11 protein-coding genes are annotated in these 14,967 nt (G+C 68.9%); 3 read left to right on the top strand and 8 right to left on the bottom strand.

Annotation, left to right across the window (positions count from 1 at the left end; all coding sequences use genetic code 11):
- Positions 1-18: 18 nt before the first annotated feature.
- The 3 genes from HRU76_10885 to HRU76_10875 are packed head-to-tail and all read left to right on the top strand — an operon-like array spanning position 19 to position 3,682.
- Complete coding sequence (locus tag HRU76_10885; protein ID QOJ18061.1) at positions 19-861, top strand: hypothetical protein; 843 nt, start codon at positions 19-21, stop codon at positions 859-861.
- Positions 858-1,964, top strand: coding sequence for a 3-dehydroquinate synthase (gene aroB, locus HRU76_10880; GenBank protein ID QOJ18060.1), 1,107 nt, complete (start codon positions 858-860; stop codon positions 1,962-1,964). Before HRU76_10885 ends, aroB begins: the two co-directional genes overlap by 4 nt.
- Entirely contained in the window at positions 1,961-3,682 is a 1,722-nt protein-coding gene (locus HRU76_10875) for a glycosyltransferase family 39 protein (GenBank protein ID QOJ18059.1), read from the top strand. The genes aroB and HRU76_10875 overlap by 4 nt, the downstream gene beginning before the upstream one ends.
- Positions 3,683-3,831: 149 nt before the next feature.
- Here the strand turns inward: HRU76_10875 and HRU76_10870 are convergent, their stop codons facing one another.
- The 8 genes from HRU76_10870 to HRU76_10835 all read right to left on the bottom strand — a co-directional run bounded on the left by HRU76_10870 (position 3,832) and on the right by HRU76_10835 (position 14,670).
- Entirely contained in the window at positions 3,832-4,995 is a 1,164-nt protein-coding gene (locus tag HRU76_10870) for a DUF2961 domain-containing protein (GenBank protein ID QOJ18058.1), read from the bottom strand.
- Positions 4,996-5,125: 130 nt separating this feature from the next.
- Positions 5,126-7,399 (bottom strand): S9 family peptidase, encoded by a 2,274-nt coding sequence (locus tag HRU76_10865; GenBank protein QOJ18057.1) that lies wholly within the window; start codon positions 7,397-7,399, stop codon positions 5,126-5,128.
- 109 nt (positions 7,400-7,508) lie between these two features.
- Entirely contained in the window at positions 7,509-8,921 is a 1,413-nt protein-coding gene (locus tag HRU76_10860) for a GTPase/DUF3482 domain-containing protein (GenBank protein QOJ18056.1), read from the bottom strand.
- A complete protein-coding gene (locus HRU76_10855) occupies positions 8,918-11,086 on the bottom strand; it encodes a DUF2868 domain-containing protein (protein QOJ18055.1) in 2,169 nt (722 codons plus the stop codon). The genes HRU76_10860 and HRU76_10855 overlap by 4 nt, the downstream gene beginning before the upstream one ends.
- A gap of 60 nt (positions 11,087-11,146) precedes the next feature.
- Complete coding sequence (locus HRU76_10850) at positions 11,147-12,907, bottom strand: flagellar hook-basal body complex protein (protein QOJ18054.1); 1,761 nt, start codon at positions 12,905-12,907, stop codon at positions 11,147-11,149.
- A 3-nt stretch (positions 12,908-12,910) separates the two neighbouring features.
- Positions 12,911-13,435 carry a hypothetical protein gene (locus HRU76_10845; GenBank protein ID QOJ18053.1) on the bottom strand — a complete coding sequence of 175 codons (525 nt, stop codon included), beginning with the start codon at positions 13,433-13,435 and terminating at the stop codon, positions 12,911-12,913.
- 18 nt (positions 13,436-13,453) lie between these two features.
- Positions 13,454-13,888, bottom strand: a complete 435-nt coding sequence (locus HRU76_10840; GenBank protein ID QOJ18052.1) for a hypothetical protein — start codon at positions 13,886-13,888, stop codon at positions 13,454-13,456.
- Positions 13,889-13,905: 17 nt separating this feature from the next.
- Positions 13,906-14,670 carry a flagellar hook-length control protein FliK gene (locus HRU76_10835; protein QOJ18051.1) on the bottom strand — a complete coding sequence of 255 codons (765 nt, stop codon included), beginning with the start codon at positions 14,668-14,670 and terminating at the stop codon, positions 13,906-13,908.
- Between the last annotated feature and the right edge of the window lie 297 nt (positions 14,671-14,967).

Raw genomic sequence — 14,967 nt, 5'->3', positions numbered from 1 at the left:
AGATCGGATCGACGCGCCGTGGCGTATCCTGTGTCGATGCACCTGCTGACCGTGTTGCTGCTGGTTCTGAGCATTCCCCCGCTCACGGCGGAGGAGCGCGGCCTGCTCGACACCGCGCGCGACGGTGCGTACGACCACCAGGAGCCGGCCTTCGCGGCGCTGGCCGCCCACGTGGCGGCGTGGACAGGCGAGGTGGGCGATGCGCCGATCCGTCTGACGCCGGATCTCATCGCCATGCGAGAACATCCCGCCGCGTACCGCGGAGACCTGTGCCGGCTCGAAGGCCGCATCGAGCTGACCGAGCGGCTTCGCGCCCCGTGGGAGATGTTCGAAGCGTGGTTCGTCCGCGGGGAATCAGGCGAACCAGCGCTGGTGTACGTGCATCGACCAGCCGGCACCGATGCGCGACCCTTCCAACCCGGACAGCGTGTGCGGCTGACGGCACGGTTCCTCAAGCGATTCGAGGCCATCCTCGACGGCCCGGGACAGGCGGGTGACCTCCGGGCGTACGCGGCCTTCGTGGGCGCGCATCCCCAGCGACTGATGTCGTCATCCGCGAGCACGTCCGGCTGGGTGCTGCCCGTGATGGCCGGCGCGGTGGGACTGGCCGGCGTCGTGGTGGTGTTGCTGATGGCGTTTGCACGCCGCGCGGCGAGGCGTGACCGTGAGCGGGGTCGCCGGGCGATCGTCGAGTCGGATGACATCGACGAACCGCTCGACCTGCCGACCGACCCGGCGGACGCCCTGGCGGTCCTGCGCCGCCACAGTGGCGCGGGCGTCCGTGGCGCGGGCGTCCCGCCGGCGCACCTCATCCCCGGTCGCCCAGGCGGCACGCCCGCGGGACGGGAGCACCCCGCATGACCACCCGCACCGTCCACTCCGCCTCGGGCGCGTACGACGTGGTCGTCGAATGGGGAGGACTCGCCTCGCTCGGCCCGCGCGTCCGCCAGGTCGCGTCCAACCCGCGCGCCCTGATCGTCGCCGACGCCAACGTTGCGGCTACACACGGCGTCAAGGCCATGCAGTCGCTCAGAAAGGCCGGCTGCCACGTCGCCATGATCGACGTGGCCGCGACCGAGCGCTCCAAGTCGCTTCGCACGGTGCGGGCGATCTACGACGCGCTGCTCACCCATCGCATGGAGCGCGGCAGCCCGGTCATCGCCCTGGGCGGCGGCATCGTGGGCGACGCGGCAGGATTCGCCGCGGCCACGTACCTGCGCGGCGTACCGCTCATCCACGCGCCCACCTCGCTGCTGGCCATGGTGGACGCCTCCATCGGGGGCAAGACGGGCGTCAACATCAATCTCCCGCCGCCGGGCGGGCTTGGGAAGAACCTGGTGGGCGCTTTCTGGCCGCCCCGCCTTGTGCTGTGCGATCCCGCCGTATTGAGGACGCTGCCGCCGCGCGAGCTCCGCTGCGGGCTGGCCGAATGCATCAAGCACGCACTCATCGCCGACGCCCATCACCTCGATCAGATCGAGCGCGATCTCGCGCCGCTCCTGCGGCTGAAGCGCGAGCCGCTGGAGCGGCTCATCACCGCCAGCGTGGACATCAAGGCGGCGATCGTCGAGCGCGACGAGCGTGAGAGCGGCGAACGCGCGTTTCTCAACCTCGGGCACACCTTCGCTCACGCCATCGAGTCGCTGCCGCGCTGCCCCTTCAAGCATGGCGAGGCGGTGGCCATCGGTCTGATGGGCGCCTGCGCCGTGTCGGCGGCGACCGATCGGCTGGCGCCCGACGTGCACGCCCGCGTGGGAACCCTGCTCGACCGCGCGGGGCTGCCGCGCACGCTCCACCGCGGCGCGAAGGTCGAACCGCTGCTCCACGCCATGCGCTTCGACAAGAAGGTGTCAGGCGGACGTGTTCGGCTGATTCTGCTTCAAGCCATTGGACGACCCGCAATCGCCGACGACGTGCCGGTGAAGGTCGTGGCGGACGCCTGGCGCGGGCTGGGGGCGGCGTGAACGGCATCGTCGCGGCGAGCGATGCAGACCGCGGCGCAACCGGCGTGCGCTGGTGGGCGATCATGCTCGGCGCGGCGCTCGCGGTCGTGCTCGTCGCCCGAGTGCTCGGACCCAGCGACGTTCACCACCAGACGCAGCCCAAGACCATCTCGTACACCACCGACATGCTGGTGCATGGACGCTGGGTGCTGCCGCTGGAGCGCGGCATGCTGCCAGCCACCAAGCCGCCACTCTACAACTGGGTCGCGGCGCCGTTCGTGCGCGTGATGGGCTTCGACTCCACGCTCGCGCACAAAATGCCCAGCGTGCTGTCGCTCATCGCCTGCGCCGCGGTGGTCGTCTGTCTGGGCGAGCGCGTGCTGGGGCGCGGCGTCGGCTTCCTCGCCGCCACCATGCTGGTCGCCACCTACGCGATGTACAAACTGGGTTATCTCGCCCGACCCGACATGCTGCTGACGCTGTGGCTGACGATCGCGTGGCTGGCGGCGACTCGAGTCCTGGTGGGATGCCATCAGCCATCGGCGGTCAGCCGTGAGAGAGAAGGCGTCAGGCGTCAGGCGCCGAGCGTCTGGGATGATGCATTGGGAGCCGGGAGTGAAGCGCCGGGAACTCGGAACCCGAAACTCGGAACTCTTGCAGTTCTCTTCTGGCTCGCGGTGGCCCTCGCGTGGCTGACCAAGGGGCCGCCCGCGCTGGCGGCCATGCTCTTTCCATTTCTCATCGCGCGCCCTCTCGCTGGTCGGCTCGGCGCGGTCCATTGCCTGCGCTGGTGGTGGGGCGTGCCGCTGTCGCTCCTGCCCTTTGCCGCCTGGGTGGTCGCGGTGTACGTCACTCATCCCGATCACCTGGTGCGCACGCTGTGGGAGGATGAACTCTACGGGCGCGTCATGGGCACGCAGGGGGAGGCGCCGGAGGCGGGCCCGCTGGCGTGGATCACCACCTCGCTCCACATGCCTGCGTACTTTCTGCTGCGAGCCGCACCGTGGTCCGTTCTGACGATTCTCGCGGTCGTTCTCCTGTGGCGGCGCGCCAAGGGGGGCGGCGGAGACGGCGGCCATGGGAATGATCGCGGACGATCCGCCATCCGCGCTTGGCGCGCGCATGGAGAACACGGCGCCTGGCTTCACGCCGCGGCGACCTGGGTGGTCCTGATCGTCGTCCTCTTTTCGCTCTCCGCCGGCAAGCGGGCGGACTACATCGCCGCCGCGTATCCACCCGCCATGCTGCTGGCGGCGTGGGGATGGATGCAGGTCACGGGACCGAGCGATCGAATCCGTCGCGTCATTCCCTCGATCACCGCGGCGGGGGCGATGGCGCTGCTGGTCCTCGGCGGCGGCCTGGAATGGGGCGCGCCCGTCAAGGGCGCAGGCCGCGCGTATGAGTCGTTCATCCGCGACGCGAAGGAAACCCTTGACGCCCAGCCGCTGCCGCTCGTCTTCACCAGCACAGGCGGCAGCCATGTGCAGGCGTTTCTCGGTTCGTCCGCGCCCGAGACCGCGGAGTCGCTGCATGCCGCGTTTCACCGGCACGAGAGGTTCTGGCTGATCGCCGGCGATCGACCGCGCACCGCTCAGCGCGAGGGATTCGACGTGCCCTCGTACGCCTCCCGCCGCGGCGCCAGGGCCACGCTCGTGCGGCGCTCGACCGAACTGCCCCGCACCCCCGACTGGCCCGGCGGCTTCACACTCTGGCGGGTGGATCGAAACCCGGGGAATTGATCCGCTGGTGAATCCCGATCAACGCACGCGGTGAACAGCGCGACCGATCGCGCCAATCGACGATCTTGATCGGCGCTCGGCGGAGTCCGCCAGGACGGAATCCGGTTGACCTTCCTGTCAAACACCACCGGACCGCAATCGCACGCCGTTCAACGAAGCAGTCGCTCGTACACACCCGGCAGCGATGCCGGCACGGGCTGCGCCTCGCGGGCGTAGAACAGACCCACGGCGATGATGTCATCCGCCAGCGGCTGGTACGTTCGCGTGGGCCACCAGCCCAGCGCCTGGCATGTGACGCGCAGCGATGACCGGAAGTGGATCGGGTCCGGCACATGCCAGCGGTACAGCCCGTGGATGGGGATGGTCTGTCGGTCGATGATCGCCTGCGGATACCCGAGGAACGCGGTGGTGTACGGGATCGGCCGCTGGACGCCTCGCTCGTCCGGCTCGGCGAATCCCCACGCCCCGCCGAAGTAATCCTCCGTGCCCGTGCCGCAGATGGTGGGGTGGGTGGCCTGTCCGCCGTCGCCATCCACAAAGAACTTGACCTCTCCCTCGCCCCACCAGCCATTGGAGAGCTGCTGCCAGATGAGGTACGTGCCCACGAATTGCCCCGGCCCGCGGGCGGCATCGAGGATGGTGAACTCGGGCCTCTCGCGTTCCGTCACCGTGCGCCGCCACTGCGCGTGCAGGTATCCGGCGTTGTCCGCCACCGGCTCGCGGGTCCAGGTGATCTGGTAGAAGAACTCCTCCACCGGCCAAGTAGCGCGGTTGTCCGGTGACACGGCCGCGCCGACCAGCGTGGGGTGAGGCGTCGGGTGGGGCGTGGGCCAGTCGTTGCTGACGGTGATCCGCAGCCGCCGGTGAAACGGCATGGGCCAGTACGAGTTCATGCCCCCCGTCGGGTTGACGGCGATGGGCAGCGAGGCGATCCGCGCCCGCCCGTTGACGCCGTTGGCGAAGAAATCGCACACGGGCAACTCGATCGACGGCGAGTCCACCCCGTCGTAGTACACGCGCAGGGTGAAGAGCCGCGATCGCATGGAGTCGAGCGTGATCCAGATGTGCCGCACCACACCCGGGCCTTCAATGTCGCACAGCGTGGCGGAATCACCCGGGCGCAGGCGCAGGCAGGGACGAACCTTCCAGCCCAGTCCTCGACCGGGAAACTCCCTCGCCGCCTGCGTGGTGTGCGGGTCATCGCCCACGCGGGCCCGCGCGCCGTTGCCCGGCTCGCCGGTGGGGTTCTCGGCGGAGATCGAACGCGTCTCAACCCCGGATCGGATCGTGGCGATCGTGGACAGGTCGAACATGGTGGCTCCCAGGACGGCGGGCGTCGCCAGAGACAGGAAAGGCGGGAATGGATGATAAGGCCACGGTGAGGGCGGATGGTCCATTCGCGCCAGTTCCGGGCGCCGCCGCGCTGCGCCGTGGTGACCTGCCTCACCTTCCGGACGGAACCACCGGCGCTGCTCGGGGATTCTGAACGTGCCGCTCGAAGAACTCGATGATGCGGTTGAGCCGATCCATTCTCTGCAGCGGGTCGCCGGTGCGTGACAGGTCATGCCCGGCGTTGGGGTAGCGGACGTACTCCACGGGCCGTTCCAGCACCTTCAGGGCGCGATAGAGCATCTCACTCTGCGACACACCGGTTCGCAGGTCGTTGCTGGCGTGCGTGATGAGCAGCGGTGTACGGATGCGCAGCACGTGGGTGAAGGGGCTTTCGCGCGACAGGATGGGTCGGATGGTGGACTCCCACGGGTATCCCCCCATCGCCCACGGCACCAGCCGCCAGGCGTTGCCCTCGCCGAAGAAGGTGGTCAGGTCATACACGCCGCGCTGCGCCACCGCCGCCTTGAACCGTTGATCGTGCGCGATCAGCCACGCGGTGAGATATCCCGCGTAACTGCCGCCGGTGACGACGAGTCGATCCGCGTCCACCCACGGCAGATTCAGCGCGCGATCGACGGCGGCCAGCACGTCGCCGCCGGGGCCGGTCCCCCAGTTCTGGTGATTGGCCTTCTGGAAGGCGTACCCGTATCCCCCGCTGCCTCGCGGGTTGCAGAAGACCACCCCGTAGCCCCACGAGCACATCAACTGGAACTCGTGCCACATGGTCATCTCGCCGGGGCCCCACATGGCGCTGGGGCCGCCGTGAATGTTGAGCACGAGCGGGTACTTCTCGCCATCCTTCACATTCGTGGGCGGCATGATCCAGTACTGCACGCGCGTGCCGTCGGGCCGGTCAATCCACCCTTCCTGCATCACCGACAGCGCCTTGTCGTAGACCCAGGCGTTGGGGCGGAAGGCGATCCGCTCGCCGTGACGGGGGGTGCTGACCACCAGCGCGCAGGGGTCGGCGGGCGTGGTCAGGGCGTAGACGATCGCGCCGCCACCCACGTCGAAGGCGTGAACGCCCCTGGCGCCTTCCACGATCGGGGTCGGCTGAAGCACGGATGGGCTGATCGAGTACAACGGGAAGGCGCCGCGGTCCGCGCAGGTGAACAGAATCGCCCCACGCGAGGTCATCCACTCGAACGAGCCGACTGACCGATCCAGCGTGTCGGTCAGCCAGATCGGGTCGGCAGAACCATCTCCGGCCGTCGGCGTCATACCCAGCAGGGTCTGCCGATAGTTCGGCTCATCCGTCTGTTCGGCGCGGAAGGCGATGATCGACCCGTCCATGCTGGGACGGGGCGAATCAAATGACCAGCCCTGGCGCGACAGGACTGTGCGGTCGCCCGTGCCGTCGATGTTGACCATCCACAGGGCGGTGTCCAGCACCCGATCCGGGTGACGATCCGTCGGCTTTTTCGCGGCGTAGACGACCTTCTCCCCCGCGGGAAGAAAACAGGCGTCCATGTGATCGAAGAAGCCCCGGGTGAGCTGAACGGCGGCGGACTGTCCTGTCGGCTCGGCAGGTTGCGCCGGCACCAGGAACAGATGCGCGAAGCGCATGGGCGGCTTGAGATTCAACTCGTCGTGGAAGTCCAGCCGGGTGATGACGGTCGGGTTGTCACGCTGCGCATTCTGCTCCAACCAGGCGCGAATCTGCTCGCGCGTGCCGTCCGGGCGCGGTTCGATGGGCCGCTCGGGCTTCGACTCGGCGTCCTTCCAGGTTCGCCGCGGACGCTCCATCGGATAGGGCGGCACACCCTCGATCTCCTCCATCGGCAGCGAGGACGAGACCACCAGCCCCGTGCCCAGCGGCGACCAGACGGGATTGGCCGCCCCGTGCTTGAAATCCGTAATGGCCCGCGCCTCGCCCCCCGAACCCCCGAGCGGCATCAGCCACACCTGCGGCTTGTCGCCCTTGCCCTCCTCGGTTCCCGCTCGCACGAACGCCACCGATCGGCCATCCGGCGCCAGGCGCGGCGAGTGATCGTTCCGACGCCCGTGCGTCAGCTGCACGGCCGAGGCGTCGGCGATGGTGAGATCGATCACGTACAGGTGCGAGCGATACTCGTATTTCGGCGGCCTGGGTTTGCCGTCGCGGTCGATGGTCGGTCCTTCGTCCTCCTCCACCTGGGCGATGGAGCGCAGCGCGAAGACCGCCTTCGAGCCGTCGTTGGCCACGTCGATCGATGTGATGGCGCGGAGGCGCAGCAGGTCGCTGGTGACGATGGGCTGATCGCCCGCTCTCGCCCCGCGCGCCAGGCACGCCGCCGCCAGAACAAGACAACACCATCCCGCGACGCCAAAGCGGTTGATCCTCATGGTGGAGATGATACCGGGATGCGCCGCGCGGGCGGCGGGCGAGCATGAAGTCCAGCCCATACACCAAGTCGAGCGTCCAGACGCGGAATCCGGGGCCATTCTCATCGCGTCAACAACGTTCGATGGAAGCGTCGATCCATCGAATGAGCAGCGAAGCGACCTCTTCCACCGTGTCGATGCGGCCGCGATCACTCAGGGCGGTCAAGGCGGGGTTCCCGGCATTCAGGCGCGACCAGGCATGGTGTCGAGCGGCCCGACGGAAGGGACGCAGGATGGGGGATGCGTCCTCTGAGGGCGAGAGCCCGTCGGTGGTCCGGGCGGGAGAGATGGCCGCGTGACCGCGATGCAGCAGGGCGCGGGCCAGGTGTGTCTCACGCGAGGCCATGAGCATCAGGGTCTGCTCGTTGGCGCGCAGCTCCGCCCGCCCGCGCAGACGCCGCATCAGTTGTCGGCCAGGCAGGCGGCCGGCGTTGATGGCCGCGCCGATGCTCGCACCGAGCGCGGCGGCGGCGCCCAGACTCATCCCGCCGAACATCACGTCCAGAGCCAGTCCGACCATGGCTCCGGCGGCGGCGCCCTTCCCCCCGCGGACGCCATACTCCTCCAGGGCCTCGATCGAGAAGAGATCCTGCCCCCACGTTCCGCCGTCCACGGGCAACGGCGAGGCGACGGCGTCATCGGGACGGAATCGGTGCAATCGCAGCAGATCATCGACGCACTGCTGCTCGCGCCGACGGATCGCATTCCGCATGTCATCGGTGGCCTGCTCGGTCGAGCCGGCATCATGGAGCGGCGTCTCGATGGCGAAGGCCGCCGCGTCCACGAGCATGTCCGCGATCAACCGGGCGGAAGCGTGGATCAGCCGCCGCCGCTCTTGGCGACGCTCATCAATCAGCGCGTCCAGCGTGGCCCGATGGGCGTCGGCGAGGGAGCGGATCTTCTCAAAAAGCCGGACCTCTCCATCCGCTTCCAGCACCACGGTGTCGAACTCGGCGGCGGCGTGCATGTTGACGCGGGCCAGCTCCGATCGCCACGTCGCGGTCCGGGCATCCGGCGAGGCGATGAAGTTCAGCACCGGCACCACCGGGCGGGCGCAGAACGTGAGGATGCGCAGCTCGTCGCGATGCCGCCCCAGCACCGGGTCGCGCGCGTCGATCACGTACAGCGCCACGTCGCACGCCAGCACCTGACGGATGGCCTTGGCCTCCTGAGCCAGACCATCAGAGGCCCGCGGCGACGACAGAAACGCTTCGATCATCGCCGGCCCGTCGACCCGGAGCGAGGTCCGCCCCTGCTCCAGCACTTCCAGCAACGTGCTGGAATCCTCCAGCCCCGGGGTGTCGAACAGTTCGACGGCGGGACGCCCGGCGACGGTGAGCACGCCCGCCGCCACCTCGCGCGTCGTCCCCGGCTCATCGGATACTTCCCCGAAGCCGACATCGCGCAGCAGCGTGCGAAGCAGCGACGTCTTGCCGGTGTTGGCATGACCGATCACCGCAATGCGCAGAAGCCGCCCGCTCACGCGACGCCCTCCGAAACCAGAGCCAGATCGAAGCGGTGGCGCACGTCATCCAGCCAGCGGCGGATGGAATCGACATCCTCCAGCTCGGGTTCATCCGCCGGGATTGCACGCTCCAGCACCTGACTGATCCGTGACTCCGGCCGCCCCTGCGACTCCAGGGTCATGGCGTACAGCGCCGCGGCGCGAACCGCCGACCCCCGGGACGCCCCGTGGTCATCGCATGCTGTCGCCTCGGCGCCGCCGCTCCTGCCGAGCGAGGACATCGCGCCCGCCACCGCCGCGCCAAGCCCGGACCAGAGCGGCAACGCCCCCACCGCCGCCGGCGCCAGCGTGAGCGCCGCGGCCAGACACCCCACCGCGCCGGCCACCGCGCCAGCCGCCATCCATGCTGGCCGCAGGCGAAGCGATGGCGGCAGCCGCTCGGCGAACTGCCGTGCGGCGCCGGTCAACGCCTCGGACGCTTCGGCGACCGAGCGCACGCGCGACAGGCGATCCACGGAGGCCTGCCAGACGGATGGACCGGCTCTCCCCGCGCCACGACCGTACAGCGCGTCGAGGCGCTGAAGCAACTCGACCTGCGCCTTCCACGGCACGCACGGCGTCCACTGCTCGGCTGCTTCCTGAATCAGCCCGAAGGCGCCTTCGAGGCAACGTCCGGCGACTTCGTTGATCGACTCACCCCGCGCCATCGCCCGCAGCCGGGAACGCGTCACGTCGGTGAGATGATCGAGGTCGAGTTCGACCACGCGATCCGCGTCCAGTCCCGCATCGCGCACGATGCGGCGCCAGCCGGCGACGCGGCGCTCCGTCGCCTCGGCGCCGGCGCGACTGTTGAACGCCCGGCCGCCGCTCAGCACCACCCAGATTTCCCAACGAGGCAGCGACGTGGCGACGTGCTCCAGGACGCCGCGCACACCGCGATCGGGTGACGTGCGCAGCTCGACGAACACCAGCACTCGCCCCACTTCACCCGATTGGGCCTTCGCCCGGTTCAGCGCGCCGGTGAGCTGCGCCCGATCGTCGATGCGGCCCAGGTCGAGGCCCTCACGAAGGGGAGGCCAGTTGTCCGAGGTGATCTCGTATCCCAACAGGCCGACGGCGCAACCCGGCGGTGCGTTGCGGGACGAACTCATCCGGCCCGCGACGGATGGCGTCGTGGTTTCATCGCCCCGCGGCGCCGGGGCGGCGACGGGCGCATGCCTGGCGCGCAGCAGCGACATGTAGTACGGGTGATCCAGATCGAGCCGATACCGCCGCAGCGATCGTCGCAGCAGAACTCCCGACGACAGCGCCAGCAACAGCCGCGGCGCCAGGCCGTACACCACGACCGACCCGAAGAACAGCCACGACCACGCGGCGCGGGTGGGCTCATCCTGCGCCGCCGGGCCGCCCGAAGCCGTTCTCGAAGCGGCGATCTGCGACGCATCGGGCGTTGGAAAGCCCAGGGCGTCCGGGCCCGCGCCCACCCAATGGATGACCCTCGCGTAGGACTCCGCTGAAAGCCACGTGGAATCCCAGCGGAATTGATAACCCTCGCCGAGAAACATGAACGCCAGAGCCGCCATCGCTCCCAGGTTGAAGCAGGCCCACGCCGCGTGCGTCAGCAGGGAGATCATCCATCGACCGACGCGCGGAAACGCCAGGACCGAGCCGAGGGCCTGCGCCGAGGCGGCGTCCACATCCGATCGGAGCACCCGTCGCATCACGCTCATGGCGAACTCGATGAGGGTTCGACCGACCACGCCTCCCCCGGCGCGGCGTGAGGACGCCATGACCGCCGCCCACAGCAGCAGGAAGACCGTCTGCACCCCGAGCAATCCCCCCAGAAGCCCGAAGACGTTGGCGGTGGTTCCCGTGACGGCCGCGCGGGCCGCCACGCCGCCCGCGACCAGCGGGATCAGCATCATCAGAAGAACCAGCATCACCGACCTACGGATGAAACGCCGGAGCGAAGCGGCCAGTCGCGGGGCCTCGGCATGAACCACCGCTCGACTGATGAGGGCCCGCTCGGGATCATCCGACGCCGGTTCGACCGCGCCGATCGGCCACCCGGGGCGCTCCGATCCCGGACGCGATGACTCCAGCCCTCGCAGCGACTCCGCCAGCAGGCGCGCGTTCAACCCGTCATTCACACGATGCGAAGCGTCGGCGGCCGGGCCAGTCATGCGTGGATCGTAGCGGTCGCGCGCCCCGGTGACGGCGACGGACGCTTCTCTCATCGCGCGTCACGCGCCCAGGCGCAGCAACTGCTGCATCAGTTCATCCGTCGTCGTGATGACCCGGCTGGCGGCGGAATACCCCGTCGACGTGAGAATCATGTTGATGAACTCAAGCGACAGATCCACATTGGAAAGCTCCAGCGCGCCCGACACCAGCCGCCCCGTCCCGAACTGCTGGGGCGTGGCGACGATCGGCGACCCCGAGTTGGGTCCGATGGCGAACAGACTGTTCCCCACGTCCACCAGCCCCTCGGGATTCGTGAACTTCGCCAGGGCGATCTGACCCAGGGTGCGGACCAGCCCGTTGGTGAACGCGCCGGAGATGACGCCGTTCTCACCGATGGAGAAGTTGCTGAGCGTGCCGATGGGCGAGCCGTCCTGGAAGACCGCCGCCAGCTGACTGCTCTGATCAGTCAGCGCGCTGATGGCGTTGGCCCCGTCGTCGAACTGCATCGTCACCGTCAGCGGACTGACCGCGCCGTTGGTGCGGATCAGCGAGAACGCGTCGTTGCTGGTGGAAACCAGACGGCCGCTGGCGTCGAACGTCACCAGGCCGATGCCGAGCACGCGGTCGATGGCGTTGTTGTCCGTCGACTCCGCCAGGAACATCCACGTCGTTCCCTCTCCGGGGGTGGACTGCTGCAGAACCAGCGTCAGGTCCACGGTGAGCGGCGTGCCGAGCGAGTCGTACACGACGAAGCTGGTGCGGACCGATTCGCCGTCCGCACTGCCCGTGCGCGACATGACGAACGGCTGGCTGATGCCGTTGCCGGCATTGGTGGCGACCAGGTCGGCGGTTTCGATGTTCAGATCCTGCGCGGTGCCCTCGTTGCCGGTGACAACGATCTGCCCGTTGGAGAAGGAAATGGAGCCGCCCAGGTCCTGTCCGTTCACCCCGGTGCTGTTGAGGCCGAAGACGCCGTCGAGGAAGTCCATGAAGTCCTGCAGGGTGGCGCCGTAGTCGTCCACGCCGCTTACGGCGGTGGCGGAGAAGGCGAACGACCGCGTCCCCAGATCCTTGCCGCCCTTCTCCACGCCGCGGACCGTGATGACGGTTCCGGCGCCGCCCTCGAGCGCGAGGAACGATCCGCCGGCGCCGTCATCGATGTACAGGTCGTTGCCGGGCACGGTGAGGTCGAAGTTGGCCGTGTTGAGCAGCGTGGTGAGTCCGGCGTCGGTGTAGAAGGCGCGGGTGGTGTGGATCGAGCCGGTGGTGGCGGTCGCGCCCGAGGCGTTCAGATTGCCGTTGAACACCACGTTCCGCGTCGGCTCCGCCACGGTGAGCGTGCCGATGGGAATGTTGAGATTGACCAGGTCGCTGGTGACCACGCGGAACTGGTCATCCACGCCGTAACCCATGACGTTGGACCCGTTGACCGTGACCAGGTCGTTGGCGGCGTTGCGCTGAAAGGCCCCGGCGCGGGTGTAGAACCGTTCGGTTCCGTTGCGCACGATGAAGAAGCCGTCGCCCTCGATGGCCACGTCGCTGGCGACGCCGGTAGCGGAAATCGCCCCGTTGTTGAAGTTGCGCTGCGTGCCGGCGATGCTGGCCCCCAGCCCGACCTGCCCCGGGTTGGCGCCGCCCGTGGTTTCCGCCGGGGCGGTGCCCATCGAGAACGTTCGACTGAAGGTCGGCGCGAACATCATCCGGTTCGCCTTGAACGCGGTGGTGTTGACGTTGGCGATGTTGTTGCCGATCACGTCGAGGCGGCGGGCATTGGCCGACAGCCCCGACAGACCGGTGAAGAGCGCGGTGGTGGATGCCATGAGTCAGATGCTCCCATCCGACGCGGCGCGGGACGGCGCGTCGGGTTGTGGTTCTTCACAGAGCGAATGGTGTGCCGACTCGATCTGCTGACGGATCGAATCGGGCGGCAGACATGCGGGCCCGCGAACGGGCGCCAGTGGCTCCTCGCGGCTCGGCGCAATCACCGCGCCATCCACGCGAATCGTGCGCGTGGACTGCCGGGGCGAGGCCTCCTCAAGCACGCGCCGCGTTGGCACGTCAATCACGAGGTGCCTGCCGTCGAGAACAATCAGCGCCTGCTCGAACCCCGCCGCCGCCGCGGTGTCAGCCGCCTCGCCCAGGCGCTCCTGGTCATCTTCGTTCAGCGGGGCTCCGGACGGCGGAGCGGTCACCGGCATCCCGGAGCGCAGTTCGCCGCGCGACGCCAGCACGAGCAGATCCTCAAACCCGTTCGGCGCGGTCGCCGCCGGTCGCGCCGCGCGTTCCGATGACGACGGCCGCACGGGCGGATCGAGACGACGCAGCAGGTTGGTTGATGCGGCCTTCATTCCGTGACGACTCCTTCGTCAACGGCCCTCGCCCACGAGATCCGGGTCGAGAATGATCTCCACGTGGTCCATCGGCACCGCGTGTCCGCTGTCAAGCTCGAGCAGAATCCGGTCCCCCTCGCGGCTCACCCCCTGTACGAAGCCGGACACACGCTGGAGCGCCTCGTTCAGTCCGCCGATGAACTTGCCCACCATGGCCCCCGCCGAACTGAGCTGATTCTGCGCCACCAGCGTCTCCAGCCGCTGGGTGAGTTTCAGATCGCTCTCGATTGAACGGATGGAGCTCAGCTGCTGCAGCAGCGCGCTGGAATCGTTTGGCGCGAAGGGATCCTGGTTGGACAACTCGGTGAAGATGATCTTCACGAAGTCCTCGGACGTCAGATCCTGGAACCGGCTGGCCCCGGGCGTGCGGGCGACCGAATCGAGCGACGGATTGAACGACAGTTGACTCATGGCGATTGACTCTTGGCTTACTGGTTCCTGGCCGATGGCTGATGATTGTCGGCGGATGGCTGCCTCTGGTCGCGCCGTCCGCGGCTTTCGCCCTGCGAGGCGTCGTGTCGCGGCGATCGTCCGTCATCGGATCGCGCGGGATCGCCGCCCGACCGATGCGACGCCTCGCTCATGCCTGGCGCGGTCGGGCCGGTGACGGTCAGACGCTCGACGTTCAGCCCCTGGCTCTCCAGTGCGCTGCGAAGGGTCGGCATGTGCCTGTGGAGCAGCTGCTGGGCCGCGAGCGACTGGGCGTCGAACCGCGCGCTGACCGATCCGCCGACGATCGACACCTGCACGCGCAAGGCCCCGAGCTCCGGCGGATCAAGCCGCATGGTCATCACGCCGCCGCGATGATGCACCATGGTCTGAAGTCCCCGTACGACCGGCGAGGCGAAGGGATCGGCGGCGACCACGCGACCGTCGGCATTCGCGCCTTCCACGGCGGCCGGAGTGAGCGCCGGGGTCAACCCGCCCACGGCACGCAGCATCCCGGCGGACGCCGCCTCCGTCGCGCCGCTCGACAAGGCGGTGTTCGGCGAACCGTCGCCCCGCGCCAGATCAATGGCCGCGTTGACCAGCACAGCCCGGGTCACGGCGGCGGCATCACGGGCGGGCTCGGAACCCGCGATGACGCCCCCCGTCGCCGCCCCCGGCCGGGGGCTCGCCTCGCGATGCCCGGTCGTGTCGGCCTCACCATCTCCTGACTGGGCGTCCGCCGACGAACTCGCGTTCGTCGGCATGACATCCGTCGCGTGCATAACCATCGCGGCACGAGCGTGAACCTGGTCGCCCGAACCTGCCTGCTCACCACCGGCCCGCGGCGCCGACGGCTGGACCATCATCGCCAAGGGAACCTGATTCTGACTGACCCGATCCGGCGCCGAGCCGGTTTCCGCCCGCGGCCCTGATGGCGTCGGTGTCGGTTCCTCCACCGGAGTCGTCGAGACGGCTGGGGTCGCAGTCACCGCGTGTTCGGATGTGCCGACATGCGTGATCGAAAGGCCCGACTGGACTGACGCGACCGTGCCGCGCGGAAC

This window comes from Phycisphaeraceae bacterium (assembly GCA_015709595.1).
Taxonomy (GTDB): domain Bacteria; phylum Planctomycetota; class Phycisphaerae; order Phycisphaerales; family SM1A02; genus CAADGA01.
Note: the sequence above shows the minus strand (reverse complement) of the source record. Positions and strands in the feature narration are given on the sequence as shown.